Source organism: Kitasatospora sp. YST-16 (assembly GCF_026802215.1).
Taxonomy (GTDB): Bacteria; Actinomycetota; Actinomycetes; order Streptomycetales; family Streptomycetaceae; genus Kitasatospora; species Kitasatospora cineracea.
The window spans coordinates 3,016,807-3,031,732 of the sequence record NZ_CP113837.1 but is presented as its reverse complement, the minus strand read 5'-3'; the positions used below and the strand labels follow the sequence as shown (position 1 = coordinate 3,031,732).

The following is a 14,926-nucleotide window of genomic DNA, read 5'->3' as shown; positions in this document are numbered from 1 at the left end:
GCCCCGGTGGCCCCGATGATCGACGCCCCGGCCGGTGCCGCCTTCGGTGACCCGTACGGCCTGCGCAGCGGCGTCACCCCGCAGATCGTGGTGCCCGCCTCGTCGGTGCCCGCGCTGGCCGGGATCACCGCCGCCTCGGTCACCGGCACGGCCCCCCGCCGCAAGGCCCGGGTGGTCACCGCCTGGAGCGGCCGGACCGGGCCCGGCGACACCGCCGCCACCCAGCTGCTGGAAGCCGTCCGGCTGACCACCGTGCCCGCCCCCGCCAAGGGCTTCGCGGAGGACGACACCCAGCAGCTGCAGGCCGTCCCGCGGCAGTACGGCGGCCCGGCCGGCGGCTCCGCCGGCGGTTCCGGCGAGACCCCGCGGGTCGGCGTCCCCGAGCTGCTGGACGAGTCGGTCCGGATCGGCGCCGGACGCAGCTGGCAGCCCGAGGGCGAGCTGCCGGAGGTGCCGTCGCTCGGCGAGGGCGCCTCCAAGCACGCCTGGTACCCCGGCCGCCGGGTCGACCTCGGCCTGGTGCTGCTGCCGCTGCGGGTGCTGCTCGGCTCGCTGTCGGTGTACGCCGGGTTCAGCAAGCTGTGCGACCCGGTGTACTTCGACGGCGGCGAGCGCGGCTCGATGATGCGCTGGCTGTCCTCGCTGCACCCGTGGAAGGTCGCCCAGCCGCTGCTGGACCTCGCCATGGCCCACCCGGTCGGCGCCGGGCTCGCGGTCTCCTTCCTGGAGATCGTGGTCGGCGTGCTGTCCATCCTGGGCCTGTGGCAGCGGCTCGCGGCCGGCACCGCGATGGCGCTGTCCGCGGCGCTGCTGTTCACCGTGAGCTGGAAGGCGGTGCCGGTCTACGACACCCCCGACCTGATCTTCCTCGCGGCCTGGAGCCCGCTGCTGATCGCCGGCGCCCCGTTCGCCTCGCTGGACGGCCGGATCGCCCTGGAGGCGTTCCGCCGGCACGGGCCCGCCGAACCCGGCGCCGTCCGCCGGCGGATGCTGCGCCGCCGCGGCGTGGTCACCGCCGTCGTGGTCGGCCTCACCCTGCTGTCCGGCTCGCTGCTCGGCGCGGCGGTCCGCACCGGCGGCAGCACGGCGCCGGTCCGGCCCCCCACGGACTACGGTTCCCCGGTCTGGCCGAGCAACAGCCCCTCGCCGTCCCCGACGCCCAGCCCGACGCCCAGCCCCACCCCGAGCCAGAGCAAGCCTCCGGCCTCGCCCTCCCCCTCGCCCAGCCGCAGCGGCGGCAAGGCCAAGCCGAGCAGCGGCGCCCAGGGGGGCGGCAGCTCGTCCAGCCCCCGGGCGGGCGCCGGATCCGGCACCTCCGGGTCGGGCAGCGGCACCGGCACCGGTGGTGCCGGGAACGGCGGCTCCGCGGGCGGCACCGGCACCGGCGGCGCGCCCTCGGGCGCCCCGCGCAGCACCCAGCCCTCGCACGGCGTGATCGGCGGGCTGCTGGGCAGCGGGCCGCCGCTGCTGGAGCTCGGCATGAGCCCGCAGCGGTCGGCGGGCACCGCCTGAGACCGGGCCCCGCCCGGCAGCAGCTGACAGGGCCCCTCCGGGACGGTTCTTCCGTCCGGGAGGGGCCCTGCTGGTGTGTTGTGCGCCGACGGGCGCTGCTACTCGCGGATGGTGGCGAGTTCCTTGGCGGCCTCGGTGAGGTCCTTGGCGGTGTCGATGGCGCGCCAGTAGCAGCCCTGCGGGAGCTGGTAGCCGGCCAGGCGGCGGTCGCGGGCCAACTGCGGGAAGGTGGTGCGCTCGTGGTCGCCGACCTCGGGGAGCAGCTCGCGGAAGCCGGGCGCGAAGACGTACAGGCCCGCGTTGATCAGGAACGGGGACGGCGGGGCCTCGATGAAGTCGAGGACGTTGCCGAACCGGTCGGTCTCGACGGCGCCCCACGGGATCCGCGGGCGGGCCAGGGCGAGGGTGGCGACGGCGGCCCGCTCGTGGTGGAAGGCGGCCATCTCGCGGAGGCTGAACCTGGTCCAGATGTCGCCGTTGGTGGCGTACCAGGGCTCCGCGGGGCGCGGCAGGGCGGCGGCCGCGTAGCGCAACCCGCCGCCGCGGCCCAGGGGTTCGTCCTCCACCACGGTCCGGGTGCGCAGCGGCAGGTCGGCCTGCTCCAGCCAGTCCCGCAGGACCTCGGCGAGGTGGCCGCAGGAGATCACCACGTCGGTGACGCCCTCGGCGGCCAGCCACTCCAGCTGGTGCCCGATGATCGGCTTCCCGGTCCCGGGGATCTCCACCAGCGGCTTGGGCCGGTCGTCGGTGTACGGCCGCAGCCGGGAGCCCTGCCCGCCGGCCAGGATCACCGCCTGGGTGACGGCGGGGGCGGTGGCACCCGGGGCGGGGCCGGTGTCTGCTGTCATGCGCGCCACGATAGCGGGACCGCCGCCCCGGCCGGCCGGCGTCCGCGGGCCGACCGGCGTTCGCGCCGGGGTGTCACGCTGCGGAGCCGGGTTTTGATGCGGCCCCTCGTTGCGGGTCCGGTTCCGTTGCGGGGTCGGTTCCGGCGCAAGGCCGGTTCCGTTGCGGGGTCGGTCAGTTGACCACGCCGGCGGCGAACGAGCCGTCGCAGACCGGGCGGGCGAAGGAGCGGGCGCGCTGCACGTCGCCCTGGTACTTCTTCACCGCGGCGCGGCCGAGGTCGCCGGCCAGCGCACTGCAGTACGGGGTCAGCGTCGGGTTCTCGCGCATGGTGCGTTCGAGCAGGTCGAGCGCGGTGCCCGGGTTGTGGTTCTTCAGCTCCTCCATCAGGTCCACCCGGAGGGCGTCCTGCGGGGCCATGCCCTGGGTGTTGGGGGCCGTGGCGGTGCGGCCGATGGTGCCGTCACCGCTGGAGGCCGCCACCACCTGCTGGTCCAGGCCCGTCGGCGGGGCCCACGGGACGCGGGTCACGGCGAGCGTGCCGGTGGTCACCAGGATCACCGGCAGGGTGAGGGCAACGGTCTGGGCGATGCGGCGCACGAGCTGTTTCACGCACAGGAGAGTAGCGCTGCGTGGCGGTGCGGGCGCGCCACGTTACCCCATCGAGTGACGGGTGCCCCGTTTTGTTCCGCCATCGGGTTGACGCGGTGGCCCTCGGAAGGCCCTCGAAGGGCTCCGGGGCGTTCCGGTGGTGTGTGCGGGAACGCCGGAACCCCCTGCCGACCGCCGTGGGCAGGGGGTTCCGTGGAAGAGCGGCTGGACGGGCGCCGCCGTCAGGTGCGGCGCCCCTCCGGTGCTGTCGTCAGCGGCTCAGGCGCACGCCGCCGTCGGCCTCGGTGGTGAAGACGTGCGGCTCGTTGCCGACCGGCACCACGTGGATGGTCTCGCCGCGCTGCGGGATCTCGCGGCTGTGCACGCGGACCACGATGTCCTTGTCCTCGCCGGACACCTGGGTGGTGCCGTACACGAAGCCGTCCGCGCCGAGCTCCTCGACCACGTTGACGGTGACCGCGACGCCCTCGAGGCCGCCGGCCGGGACGACCTGGAAGTGCTCGGGACGGATGCCGACCACGACGTTCTTCGCGCTGCCGGCCTTGGCCAGGTCCTCGCGGGCGATGTTGATGATCGAGCCGCCGAACTTCACGCCGCCGTCGACCAGCGGAACCTCGATCAGGTTCATCGCCGGGGAGCCGATGAAGCCGGCCACGAACAGGTTGCCCGGGCGGTCGTACATCGCGCGCGGGGCGTCGACCTGCTGCAGCAGGCCGTCCTTGAGGACCGCGACGCGGTCACCCATGGTCATGGCCTCGGTCTGGTCGTGGGTGACGTAGACCGTGGTGATGCCCAGGCGGCGCTGCAGCGAGGCGATCTGGGTACGGGTCGAGACGCGGAGCTTGGCGTCCAGGTTCGACAGCGGCTCGTCCATCAGGAAGACCTGCGGCTGGCGGACGATCGCGCGGCCCATGGCGACACGCTGGCGCTGACCGCCGGAGAGCGCCTTCGGCTTGCGGTCCAGGTACTGGGTCAGGTCGAGGATCTTGGCGGCCTCTTCGACCTTGGTGCGGATCTCGGCCTTGTTCACGCCGGCGATCTTCAGGGCGAAGCCCATGTTCTCGGCGACGGTCATGTGCGGGTACAGCGCGTAGTTCTGGAACACCATCGCGATGTCCCGGTCCTTCGGCGGCAGGTGGGTCACGTCGCGGTCGCCGATGCGGATGGCGCCCTCGTTCACGTCCTCCAGGCCGGCCAGCATGCGCAGCGAGGTCGACTTGCCACAGCCGGAGGGGCCGACCAGGACGAGGAACTCGCCGTCCGCGATCTCCAGGTCGAGCTGGTCGACGGAGGGCTTGTCGGCACCCGGGTACACACGGGTGGCCTTGTCGTACGTCACAGAAGCCATGGTGCTTCGCTCCTTCACCGGCAGGAACGTGCCGGACGATCCGAGTAAAGGTGGATGTTCTTCCGCCACCCCGGCCGGCCCGACCGACTGGTCTGAACCACTGGCGCCGAGTGCGACTCCCCGCGACGCTACCTGGCAGTTCATCCTTTTGTCAGCCCTCTGCCGCCCCCGAGTTGGCATCGATCCGGTCACACCCCCGTCCCCGGCTGCCCCCGACCACCCCCGCGCACCCCCCACAACCCCCGCATCCCCGAGCCCCCGCCCGGTACACTGCCCACTGGTGCCGCCGTGGATCCCGCGGACGGCCACCGCGCCTCCTTAGCTCAGCTGGCCAGAGCACCGCTCTTGTAAAGCGGGGGTCGTCGGTTCGAACCCGACAGGGGGCTCTCGTTTCCATCTCGGATGAGCTGCGGCTTCGGCTTTCCGGAAGCTTGATCAACGGCCTCGGACCCCTGGTCCGAGGCCGTTTACGTGAGCGCCCCGAGTGCGACCGCCGGTCGGTATGATGTCTGGTATGGCAACGAAGAAGTACACCGTGACGCTGCCCGAGGAGTTGGCGGAGGAGATCCGCGCCGAGGTGGGGTCTGGTGGATTCAGCCGTTATGTCACACAGGCCATAGAGCGCCAGCGTGAGCGCGACAACCTGCACGAGTTCGTCGGTTGGTGGGAGGGCGAGCACGGCGAGGTGACCGACGCGGAGTTGGCGCTCGCAGAGGCGGAGCGGCTGGCGCTCCAGCGACAGCACGCGGAGCGCAAAGCCCGGACTGCGCCCCGTCGCAAGGCGAGTTGATGTCCGAGCTCGTCTACCTGCTCGACAGTGAAGGCCTGTCTCAAGCCGTTCTCGGCCACCGCGCCATGGGCGCCCGGCTCAAGGACGCGGACCGCTCCGGCATCCGGGTCATGACCACGTCGATGACGCTCATCGAGGCCTACCACGGGCGCGTCAAGAAGGCTGCGTGGGCATGGGCCCTCTCCAGGATCGCAGTCGAGCCCGTGACCAGAGAGATCGCCGGAGAAGCGATCGAACTGTTGGAGACAGCAGGCCTGCACGGACACAAGTACGCCATCGACGCCGCTCTTGCCGCCGTGGCGCTGCGTCAGCGTGGTGACGTCACGATCTTCACGTCCGACGAGGAGGACATGCGTCTGCTCTGCGGTGACCGTGTTGTGGTCAAGGGCATCTGACGGTGGCATGCGGGATGAGTCGGGCCATGGTGGATGCCGTACCGACCGGCCCTGTTGCGTGAGCCATGCGTGAGCGGACTGCACAGCGGCAGCGCCGGCGGGGCCGGACTGTCGAAACTTGATGCATGGCGCCGACCTGCAGGTTCGGCGCCGCGCAGCATCAGGCGTCACGTACCGACGTGATCAGGTTTCGTCTTGTAGAGCGGGGGTCGTCGGTTCGAACCCGACAGGGGCTCAGCGAACTGTCGGTAGGTGCTTGGCGGAGGCGTTCGGCGCAGAGCGCCAGCAGCATGCTGCCGATCAGTGAGGGCAGTGAGGCCACCAGCAGGTAGCAGAGGTAACCGGCCGCGGCGGGCAGGTTGTTGGCGATCGGCGAGGTGCGGGGCCCCAGCGGTCGACGGCGGTGCCGGCCGCCGGGGCGGCCGGCAGTGAGAGCGCGGTGGCGATGCTGGTGCTCAGGCCGACCTGGGCGACCGTCAGGTCGGGGGTCAGCGCGAAGAACAGGAACGACAGCGGGACGAACATCCCGACGTCGAACGGGTCGAGCACGGTGGCGGCCATCACCCGTTCCTGGCCCGCGAGTTCGGGCAGGCCGAGGGAGAGCCTCGGTCTGGAAGGGGCGACCGTGGCCGGTTCGTTCGGCCGGTCCGGTGCGGGGAGGAACTCCGTTGTCACGTCGGGCAATTGGGGCGCGAAGACGATGTGGGGGCCGTGGCTTCCTCTCGGGCGTGGGACGGCGGGGAGGGGGGGCGGGCTCGCTGATCGTTTCCACTCTCGCCCGGTGACGCGAGGGGCCGCCACGCTCCGGGCCGGCCGGGCCCGGCCGGGCCTGATCCGGCCGGCGGGCCGGGGCGGTGGCCGGACGGTCCTGCTGGGCGAGGGGGTTCAGCGCAGGTGGGAGGTGTCGTTGTAGAGGTGCATGGTGGCGCGCGGGCCGGTGTGGACCAGGACGGAGAGCGAGGCCGGGGAGAGGTGCATGGCGTGCGTCGCCTCGGCGGGGGCGGTCAGTGCTCCGGCGATCAGCGTCTTGATCGGCGTGACGTGGCTGACCAGGAGGAGGCGGCGGCCCGGGTGCCGGGCCAGCAGGGCGTCGCGGGCCGTGGCGGTGCGGGCGGCGACTTCGGCGAGGGACTCGGTGGCGCCGGTGGGCGCCGCCGTCGCGGACGACTGCCAGGCCCGCAGGTCGGCGGGGTGGCGGGTGCGGATCTCGTCCAGGGTGAGGCCCTCCCAGTGCCCGAAGTCGGCCTCCCGCAGGCCGTCCTCGATCTCCACGTCCAGCCCGAGCCGTTCGGCCGCGGCCTGCGCGGTCTGCCGGCAGCGGCGCAGCGGGGAGCTGATGACGGCGTGCACGGGTGCCTCGGCGAGCAGGGCGGAGGCGGCTGCGCGGGCGGCCTGGGCGAGGCCGGTGCCGGAGAGTTCGGGGTCGGTGCCGCCGCTGCCGGAGAACCGGCGGTGCGGGGTCAGTGCGGTCTCGCCGTGGCGCAGCAGCAGCAGGGTGGTGGGTGGGGTGAGCGGGGTGGGTGCGGCGGGTCCGGTGGCCCGGCCGTCCGGTGCGCTGGTCATTTCTCCAGCCTAGACCGGGAGGTCGCGGGAAATGCGCTCCGTTGAAAGTCGGGGGATCGGAGAATCGTGCGGAAACGGTGGACCTGGTGGCCTATTCGGTGATTCCGTGCACTTCCGGCAGGACCGGTGCGGAATGCGGCAACTCGGGCATCCGGGAATTCGCCGACCGGCCCAACTCCCTGGCCGGGATGGGTTCTTGTCCGGATCAGGCCAGGCACGGTCCGGCCAGCGGCATCGGTGGCGAAAGCCTTTCCGGCCGGGGGACAGTTGGTCGTCGAGCGAATTCGAAGGCCCGACCGTGGCGGGGAGGCGACCGCCATTCCTGAACGGCTAAAAATCCTCTGGAGAATGCCATGAAGAAGACCGGAACCCCCCTCTGGATCGCCGGGATCTCCGCTGTCGCGTCGGTGGTGGTCCTGCTGTCCGGGGCCCCCGCGCAGGCGGCGGCCGACGAGCTGCCGCGGGAGTCGGTGGTCTGCCCGGCCAGCCTGATGTGGGACGTCGTCGCCGGCGTCTGCCGCTGACCGCGGCCACCCCGTACCGAGCCCCACCACGGCCCCTCGATGCCTGTCGATACCCGTCGAGGTCCGCCGGGATCCGGTGGTTCCCCGCCGGAGTCCTGCCGAATTTCCACCGAAGACCTGCCGAAGTGTCCGGCGCCAGCCGGCGTGAGAGAGGACGAGCGATGACCGTAGCCGAGACGATGCCCGCGACCGAGACGGTGTCCGCGAAGATCCGCGCCACCGTGCCCGTACCGATCCACCTGAACAACGGCGACACCGTCGCCGCCCGGCTGCACACCTTCCACGGCCTGAGCGATCCGGGCGAGCACATAGCGATCACCCTGGGCGAGGACCGCCCGGACCCGGACCCGGTGCCGCTGGTCCGGCTGCACTCCGAGTGCCTGACCGGCGACGTGCTGGGCTCGGCGCGCTGCGACTGCGGCCCGCAGCTGCACGAGGCGGTGCGCCGGATCGGCACCACCGGCGGCTGCGTGCTGTACCTGCGCCAGGAGGGCCGCGGCATCGGCCTGTACAACAAGCTGGACGCCTACCTGCTCCAGGACGCCGGATACGACACCTACGCGGCGAACGAGGAACTCCAACTCGCCCCGGACTCCCGGGACTACCGTGCCGCCGCCGAGATGCTCCGGCTGCTCGGCCTGACCCGGATCCGGCTGCTCACCAACAACCCGGAGAAGGCCGCCCAGCTCGCCCGCTACGGGATCGAGGTGGTCGCGGTGGTGCCGACCGGGGTGTTCGTCACCGAGGACAACCGCTTCTACCTGGAGACCAAGGCCCGGGTGACCCGCCACACGCTGGCCCTCGGCGAGCCGGCCGGCCGGCTCGCGCGCTGACCCGCGTCCGCGCCCGCACACACCCGTAACCCGTACCCGCACCCGCATTCGGCCAGGAGGACGGCATGAGCCCGGGGCACATCAGGAGGACGGCATGAGAGCACTGGTATTCATCGGCAGCGAACGCGTGAACTCCTACACGGCGGCGCTCGGCCGGGCGATCGGCGACGCGCTGGGGTCGGCCGGGATGGCGCCCGAGACGGTGCACGCCGGGGGCCCGGAGGCCGCCGACCCGGTCGGACTGCTCGATCGGATCGCCCGGGCGGACGCGGTGGTCCTGGTCTCCCCGGTCTACCACGGCGGCTACTCGGCCCTGCTCAAGGCGGTGCTGGACCGGCTGCCCGGCGACGCGTTCGCCGACAAGCCGGTCGCGGTCGCCGCGAACGGCAGCGGGCCGCGCACCGGCAACGTGGTGTGCGACCAACTGCGCACGGTGGCAAGGGCGATGGGCGCCTGGGTGGTGCCCACCCAGACCGCCGGCTGTCCGGACGACTTCCGCACGGTCGGCGGCGCACCGGTCGGCCCCGGGGACGAACTGGCCGAGCGGTGCGAGCTGATCGCCGGTGAACTGCTGCGGCTGGGCACGGCGTTCCGCACCCCGGCGGGGGTGTAGGCGGTGCATCAGCAGAACGGGCGGGAAGCGATGGACCGGCAGGCCGAACGCGGTCGGCAGGCAGAACAGACCGGGCAGACCGGGCAGGACAGGAAGACCGGGCAGGACGGGCAGGTCGAGCGGAAGTCGGCCCGCGAGCGGGCCGAGCGGAGGACGGCGCGCGAGCAGGTCGAGCGGAGGACGGCGCGCGAGCAGGTCGAGCAGCGGGCGATGCAGCGGGCCGTCGAACTGGCCGCCGAACGGCTGGGGTTGACCGGCGCGAACCCCACGGTGGGCTGTGTCGTCCTGGACGAGCGGCTGCGGGTGGTCGGCGAGGGGTCGCACCGGCACGACGGTGAACCGCACGCCGAGGTGGTGGCGCTGGCCGCCGCCGGCACCCGGGCCCGCGGCGGCACCGCCGTGGTGACCCTCGAACCGTGCGCCCACACCGGCCGCACCGGCCCGTGCACCGAGGCGCTGCGGGCCGCCGGGGTGGCCCGGGTGGTGTACGCGGTGGCCGACCCGACCCCGCGGGCCGGCGGCGGGGCGGCGGTGCTGGCCGCCGCCGGGATCGCCACCGAGGGCGGGCTGCTGGCCGCCGAGGCGACCCGGGCGAACCGGTACTGGCTGACCAACGCCACCCGGCTCCGGCCCTGGGTGACCTGGAAGTTCGGGGCCACCCTGGACGGCCGGATCGCCGCCGCCGACGGCAGTTCGCGCTGGATCACCTCCGCCGCGGCCCGCGCCGACGCCCACCTGTTGCGGGCCCGGCACGGCGCGGTGCTGGTCGGCGCGGGCACGGTCCGCACCGACGACCCGCACCTGGGCGTCCGGCACGGCGTGGCCGGCCCCGCCCCGGTGCGGGTGGTGGTGGCCGCCGACCCGTCCCGGCTGCCCGCGACGGCCCGGGTGTTCGACGGGTCGGCCCGGACGCTGCTGGCCGTCCCGGAACGGTTCGCCCGGGCCGCCGCCCCACCCGGCGCCGAACTGCTCCCGATCGGCCCGCCCGACGACCCGTCGGCCGGGCCGGCCGACGGGCCGGACGACGGGCAGGTCGACCCGCGGGCGCTGCTCTCCGCCCTGCTCGGCCTGGGCATCCGCTCCGTGCTGGTCGAGGGCGGCCCGCGCACCGCGGCCCGGCTGCTGGCCGCCGACTGCGTGGACGAGGCGGTGGGCCACCTGGCCCCGGCACTGCTCGGCGCCGGGCCCGCGCTGCTCGGCGACCTCGGCATCTGCACCATCGGCGGGGCGCTGCGCTGGGAGTTCCGGGCGGCCGAACCGGTCGGGCCGGACCTGCGGGTCTCCGTCGTCCCGGTCCCCGATCTGCGGGTTCCCGACCTGCCGGTCCCCGATCTGCCGGTCCCCGACCTGCCGGGCGAGGGCGTCCCGGGCGAGGGCGTTCCGGGTGAGCGGGTTCCGGTCGGCGCCGGGGGGTGGACGGCATGAGGACCGGCATCCTGCTCCCGCTGTACGACGACCCGTGGCAGCACGGCCTGCGCCGCCTGTACGAGGCGGCGGAACTCGGCTTCACCGGGGTGTGGACCAGGGACGTCACGCTGACCGAGAACGACGGCGTGGACCGCGCGGTGGCCGGCGACCCGGTCGCCGACCTGGCCCACGCGATGGGCACCGGCCTGCCGTTCGAGGAGTTCGGCACCGCGATCCTGTGCGCCGGCTACCGGCACCCGCTGAGCATGGCCCGTTCGGTGGTGATGCTCCAGCAGATCTCCGGCAACCGGCTGGTCCTGGGCCTCGGCGCGGGCTCCCGGACCAACGTCAACGCGCTGTACGGCCTGGACCGGCAGGCCCGGCGGCAGAACCTGCTGCAGACCGTCCGCACCCTGGACGACCTGCTCCGCCAGGGCGGCCGCGACCTGCCGGACACCGTGCGGTTCGAGAAGCCCCCGGGCTTCCGGCCCCCGCCGATGCTGCTGGCCAGCGGCGACCCGGCCGTGCTGTCCGAGCTCGGCCCGTACCTGGACGGCCTGATGGTGCCGGGCCTGCCCCCGGAGAAGCTCACGAACCCGGACGAGGGCCACCCCGGCGCCCTGCTGCCCCGCACCATGCAGCTCAGCCTGGCGGTCAGCACCGCGGACCGGCACCTGCCGGTCGGGGTGCGCGACCTGGGTCGGATCGCGGTGGTCGAGGTCGGCGCCGAGCTGCTCGCCCCGCTGCTGGAGCGGTACGTCCGGCACGGCCTGGAGCGGCTGGTCCTGCACCTGCCGTTCGACGACCTGACCGGGCGCCAACTGGCCGTCCTGGCCGCCCGGAGCAGGGAACTGGCGACGCCCGTCCCGGCCGGTGCGGTCCCGGCCGGTGCGGCCTCAGCCGGTGCGGCCCCGGCCCCGGTCGGCAGCGCGCCGTGACGATCGTCATCAGCGTGGCGGTGGCGGCCCCGGCGGCCCCGGCGGCCGGCCCGGGCGTTGGCGAAGTCCCGTCTGCACTGGGCGAGTTCGGCCCAGTCCCGGTGGTCCGGGCCGACCCGGCGGCCGCGCTGGTCGGGGCCTGGCGGGCCGCGGCCGGCACCGGTTCGACCCACCACCTGGTGGTCCGGGCCGGTACCGAGCTGGCGCCCGGGTTCACCGCCGAGCTGCTCCGCGCGGTGGCCGGCCGTCCCCGGGCCGCCCTGGTGCTGTCCGCGGCGGGCGGCGGCAGTTGGAACGCGGGGGCGGTCCGGTTGGCGGCGCTGCGCGGCTGCGGCTGGGCCGCGGCGGTGCCGCAGGACTGCCTGTCCCCGGCGGCCGTGCTGCTGCCGTCCGGGGCGGCGCTCGCGTTCGCCGGGTTCGCGGCCGGGGCGCTGGCGGCGGGCGCCGCCCCGGACGGGCTGCTGCCGGCCTTCGCCCGGCGGCACCGGCTGGACCTGCTGCTGCACGTCGGCGGCCTGGCCGCGTCCCCGGCGGCGCCCGGGGCCCCGCCCCGGCCCTCGGCCGCGCGGTGCGCCGGGGCGGCGGGGCGGTCGTCCGGCGGGGTGTCCGACCTGGTCAGCCCGCTGCCGGAGGTGCTGCCCCGGCTGTCCGGCGGCCGGGCCCTGATCTCGCTGTGGGACGCCGGCACCGCGACCTGGCGGCAGGCGTCCTGGACCCGGCACATGGCCCGCGCCGGCCGGAACTGGCCGGTGGCGGCCCCGGCGGCGGCGTTCGTGGCGGTCACCGACCGGCCGACGCCGGGCGCCCGGGAGCGGGTGCTGCCGCTCACCGAGGTGGTCCGCTACGGGCTGGCGCTGGGCACCGTGCTGGGCCGGGCCCCGGTCGAGACCGCGGCGCCGGTCCTGCGGCCCTGCCTGTGCGCGGCCGTGCTGGACGCGGCCGGCCCGGTGCCGGCCCCGGAGTGGCCGGACGACTGGACCGACGAGCTGACCGACGTGCTGTGGCGGGCGGTCGGCGTCGGCGCGAGGCTGCGCTCCAACCACGGCGTGGAGCACTGGCCGGCCGAGGAACTGCGCGCCCTGCCCGCGGACGCGCCGCCGTGCGGCGGGCCGGATCCCGCCGAGCCGGAGCCCGCCGAGCCGCCCCCGCCGGGCGGCACCCGCCCTTCACCGACCCCTCGCCCGTGAGGAATTGGGAGACCACCATGTCCTGGCTACGCGTCACCGACCCGTCGGCCGCGGCCCGCCTCGTCGCGGATTCGCTGGTGATCCACGCGGACCCGCACGCGCGGGCCACCAACCCGTACCACTGGTACCGCACGCAGCCGCTGACCGAGCGGCTGGCCCGGCTCGCGGGCGACGAGGACGCCGCGCCGTTCGCCCCGGCCGCCCGGCGGCTGCTGGCCGCGCCGGAGCGGCCCGAGCACCATCGGGCCCTGGTCGCCGCGCTGATCCCGATGATCGAGAAGTTCCCGGAGCGGATGCGGCCGCTGACCGACCTGGCCTGGCAGACCACGCAGCGCGGCCGGATCGGCCACCACCTGGGCGCGGCCGTCGGCCCGGACGCCCTGCCGCCCCGCCCGTCCCCACCGCCGCCCCGGTGCCGGAGCGGACGGGCGTGCCGGGTCCGGCTGCCCAGCTGGTGGTGCCGTTCCGGGACGGCGGCGGGGGCGGGGAGCGGCTGCGCAACCTGCTGGCCTGCCTGGCCGCGCTGCGCGACCAGGACGAGGTGCCGGGCGGGTACACGGTGACGGTGGTCGAGGCGGACCGCGAGCCGCGCCGCCGGGAGCTGATCGCGCCGCTGGCCGACGAGTACCTGTTCGCGCCGCACCCCGGCGCCTTCAACAAGGCGTGGGTGGTGAACGCCGGAGTGGCCAACTCGGCGGTGCGGGCCGAGACGGTCTGCGTCTTCGACGCCGACCTGCTGCCCGACCGCGGGTTCGTCGCCCGCAGCCTGGCCCGGTTCCGCGAACCGGGCGTGGGGGCGTTCCTGCCCTACCGCGACATGCTCTACCTGGACGAGGGCTCCAGCGTCCGGGCGGTGCACACCCGCGGCCCGGGCGGCGAGCCGGCGCTCGACCCGGCGGCGCTGCGCGGCTTCTGGATGCGCCGCCCGGTGGGCGGCTGCGTCTGGCTGACCCGCGAGGTGTTCGACCGGATCGGCGGCATGGACGAGCGGTACGAGAACTGGGGCGGCGAGGACGTGGACCTGGTGCTGCGGCTGCAGTCGGCGACCGCGCTGTACGCCTACGACGACTTCATGGTGCACCTGCACCACCCGGTCCGGCCGCTGCGGCCGGAGGAGGCGCGGCAGAACGACGAGATCCCCTACATGACCTGGAAGCCGGCGGGCCCGATCGGCCGGCTGGACCGCTACCTCGTGCAGTGAGCGGTTCGTGGAGTGGAGATTCTCCGCCGGCTTCGCCGAAACCTTTGACACCACCCGCCCCAGTGGTCTAGACCTACACCGCGAATGGTCACGTCTATCGGGCAATGGGGGCTCCGATGAACACGGTGAGCGATGTCGACCGGGTCCGCCGCGCACCGGACGCGTCCTGACGTGCAGGCCGTGCTGCAGGCGTTCGGCCTGAGCGAGGCGGCGAGCCTGGTCTACCAGGCCCTGCTGCGCACCCCCGAACCCGCCGAGGGCGCCCTGTCCGCCGAACTCGGCCTGTCCGCGGACGAGGTCCACGCCGCCTACCGGGAACTCACCGGGCTCTCCCTGCTCCGCTCCTCCTGGGACGACCCGCTCACCCTGCGCCCGGTGATCCCCGAACTCGGCCTCAAGGCCCTGCTCGCCCACCGGGAGGCGGAACTCCTCGCCCACCGGCAGCAGGTCGAACAGGCCCAGGCCGCCTACGAGATCATCCGCACCGAGTCGGCCTCCGGCCGCCGCTTCACCCACACCGAGGACCTGGTCGGGGTGGACGCGATCCGCGACCGGCTGGCCGAACTCGGCGCCCGCACCCGCTCCCAGGTGCTGGCCTTCATCCCCGGCGGCGGCCAGAGCGAGTCCGCCCGCCGCACCAGCCGCCCGCTCGACGAGGAACTGCTGCACCGCGGCGTCGAACTGCGCACCATCTTCCTGGACTCGGTGCGCAACCATCAGCCCACCACCGACTACGCCCGCTGGCTGGGCGAACGCGGCGGCCAGGTCCGTACCGTGCCCTCGCTGCCGATGCGGATGACCATCGTCGACCGCGAGGCCGCCGTGGTCCCGCTCGACCCGGAGCGCAGCGACACCGCGACCGTGCTGTACGGCACCGGCGCGGTCGCCGCCATGTGCGCCCTGTTCGACCTGGTCTGGTCCGGCGCCACCCCGCTCGGCGACGCCAGGAGCCGCGACCCGCACGGCCTGTCGGGCCAGCACTACGCCCTGCTCCGGATCCTCCACCAGGGCGAGACCGACGTGGTCGCGGCCCGCAAGCTCGGCGTCTCCGAACGCACCGTCCGCCGCCTGATCTCCGAACTGATGGACCTGCTGGAGGCCCGCAGCCGCTTCCAGGCCGGCGCCCGCGCCGCCGAACGCTCCTGGCTGCGCTGACC

General features: G+C 74.4%; 17 protein-coding genes and 1 tRNA gene. 13 read left to right on the top strand and 5 right to left on the bottom strand.

Going from position 1 to position 14,926, the window contains the following annotated elements:
* Positions 1-15 precede the first annotated feature (15 nt).
* The gene (locus OU787_RS13765; protein ID WP_051817686.1) at positions 16-1,512 is read left to right on the top strand and encodes a DoxX family membrane protein; all 1,497 of its coding nucleotides are present in this window, start codon (positions 16-18) and stop codon (positions 1,510-1,512) included.
* 98 nt (positions 1,513-1,610) lie between these two features.
* Here OU787_RS13765 and OU787_RS13760 read toward each other — a convergent pair whose 3' ends face one another.
* From OU787_RS13760 to OU787_RS13750, 3 genes are all read right to left on the bottom strand, one after another.
* A complete protein-coding gene (locus OU787_RS13760; RefSeq protein ID WP_030463302.1) occupies positions 1,611-2,360 on the bottom strand; it encodes a nucleotidyltransferase family protein in 750 nt (249 codons plus the stop codon).
* 172 nt (positions 2,361-2,532) lie between these two features.
* The gene (locus OU787_RS13755) at positions 2,533-2,970 is read right to left on the bottom strand and encodes a hypothetical protein (protein WP_030463303.1); all 438 of its coding nucleotides are present in this window, start codon (positions 2,968-2,970) and stop codon (positions 2,533-2,535) included.
* Between the two features lie 250 nt (positions 2,971-3,220).
* Positions 3,221-4,318, bottom strand: a complete 1,098-nt coding sequence (locus OU787_RS13750) for an ABC transporter ATP-binding protein (RefSeq protein WP_030463304.1) — start codon at positions 4,316-4,318, stop codon at positions 3,221-3,223.
* A gap of 312 nt (positions 4,319-4,630) precedes the next feature.
* Between OU787_RS13750 and OU787_RS13745 the strand changes: the two genes are divergently transcribed.
* The 3 genes from OU787_RS13745 to OU787_RS13735 all read left to right on the top strand — a co-directional run bounded on the left by OU787_RS13745 (position 4,631) and on the right by OU787_RS13735 (position 5,503).
* A tRNA-Thr gene (locus tag OU787_RS13745) sits at positions 4,631-4,704 on the top strand.
* Positions 4,705-4,832: 128 nt separating this feature from the next.
* Positions 4,833-5,108 carry a hypothetical protein gene (locus tag OU787_RS13740; RefSeq protein WP_035953777.1) on the top strand — a complete coding sequence of 92 codons (276 nt, stop codon included), beginning with the start codon at positions 4,833-4,835 and terminating at the stop codon, positions 5,106-5,108.
* A complete protein-coding gene (locus OU787_RS13735; protein WP_030457952.1) occupies positions 5,108-5,503 on the top strand; it encodes a PIN domain-containing protein in 396 nt (131 codons plus the stop codon). The genes OU787_RS13740 and OU787_RS13735 overlap by 1 nt, the downstream gene beginning before the upstream one ends.
* A gap of 300 nt (positions 5,504-5,803) precedes the next feature.
* On the opposite strand, the gene OU787_RS13730 is transcribed toward OU787_RS13735, so the two are convergent.
* Together OU787_RS13730 and OU787_RS13725 are read right to left on the bottom strand one after the other, a co-directional pair.
* Entirely contained in the window at positions 5,804-6,178 is a 375-nt protein-coding gene (locus tag OU787_RS13730) for a hypothetical protein (RefSeq protein WP_157852086.1), read from the bottom strand.
* A gap of 210 nt (positions 6,179-6,388) precedes the next feature.
* Positions 6,389-7,066: a histidine phosphatase family protein gene (locus tag OU787_RS13725; protein WP_051816523.1), complete on the bottom strand. Its 678-nt coding sequence runs from the start codon at positions 7,064-7,066 to the stop codon at positions 6,389-6,391.
* A 353-nt stretch (positions 7,067-7,419) separates the two neighbouring features.
* Between OU787_RS13725 and OU787_RS13720 the strand changes: the two genes are divergently transcribed.
* From OU787_RS13720 to OU787_RS13680, 9 genes are all read left to right on the top strand, one after another.
* Positions 7,420-7,590, top strand: coding sequence for a hypothetical protein (locus tag OU787_RS13720; protein WP_157852084.1), 171 nt, complete (start codon positions 7,420-7,422; stop codon positions 7,588-7,590).
* 161 nt (positions 7,591-7,751) lie between these two features.
* The gene (locus tag OU787_RS13715) at positions 7,752-8,423 is read left to right on the top strand and encodes a GTP cyclohydrolase II (RefSeq protein WP_232794805.1); all 672 of its coding nucleotides are present in this window, start codon (positions 7,752-7,754) and stop codon (positions 8,421-8,423) included.
* Positions 8,424-8,517: 94 nt separating this feature from the next.
* Complete coding sequence (locus OU787_RS13710; RefSeq protein WP_051816522.1) at positions 8,518-9,036, top strand: NADPH-dependent FMN reductase; 519 nt, start codon at positions 8,518-8,520, stop codon at positions 9,034-9,036.
* A gap of 210 nt (positions 9,037-9,246) precedes the next feature.
* Entirely contained in the window at positions 9,247-10,461 is a 1,215-nt protein-coding gene (gene ribD, locus OU787_RS13705; protein ID WP_081966709.1) for a bifunctional diaminohydroxyphosphoribosylaminopyrimidine deaminase/5-amino-6-(5-phosphoribosylamino)uracil reductase RibD, read from the top strand.
* A complete protein-coding gene (locus OU787_RS13700; RefSeq protein WP_030457946.1) occupies positions 10,458-11,381 on the top strand; it encodes an LLM class flavin-dependent oxidoreductase in 924 nt (307 codons plus the stop codon). Before ribD ends, OU787_RS13700 begins: the two co-directional genes overlap by 4 nt.
* Positions 11,378-12,568 (top strand): hypothetical protein, encoded by a 1,191-nt coding sequence (locus tag OU787_RS13695; protein WP_030457945.1) that lies wholly within the window; start codon positions 11,378-11,380, stop codon positions 12,566-12,568. The genes OU787_RS13700 and OU787_RS13695 overlap by 4 nt, the downstream gene beginning before the upstream one ends.
* A gap of 17 nt (positions 12,569-12,585) precedes the next feature.
* Positions 12,586-13,131: a hypothetical protein gene (locus OU787_RS13690; RefSeq protein WP_268659479.1), complete on the top strand. Its 546-nt coding sequence runs from the start codon at positions 12,586-12,588 to the stop codon at positions 13,129-13,131.
* Positions 13,026-13,769: a glycosyltransferase family 2 protein gene (locus tag OU787_RS13685; protein ID WP_268659478.1), complete on the top strand. Its 744-nt coding sequence runs from the start codon at positions 13,026-13,028 to the stop codon at positions 13,767-13,769. The genes OU787_RS13690 and OU787_RS13685 overlap by 106 nt, the downstream gene beginning before the upstream one ends.
* A gap of 132 nt (positions 13,770-13,901) precedes the next feature.
* Positions 13,902-14,924 carry a helix-turn-helix transcriptional regulator gene (locus OU787_RS13680; RefSeq protein WP_157852082.1) on the top strand — a complete coding sequence of 341 codons (1,023 nt, stop codon included), beginning with the start codon at positions 13,902-13,904 and terminating at the stop codon, positions 14,922-14,924.
* Positions 14,925-14,926: the final 2 nt, after the last annotated feature.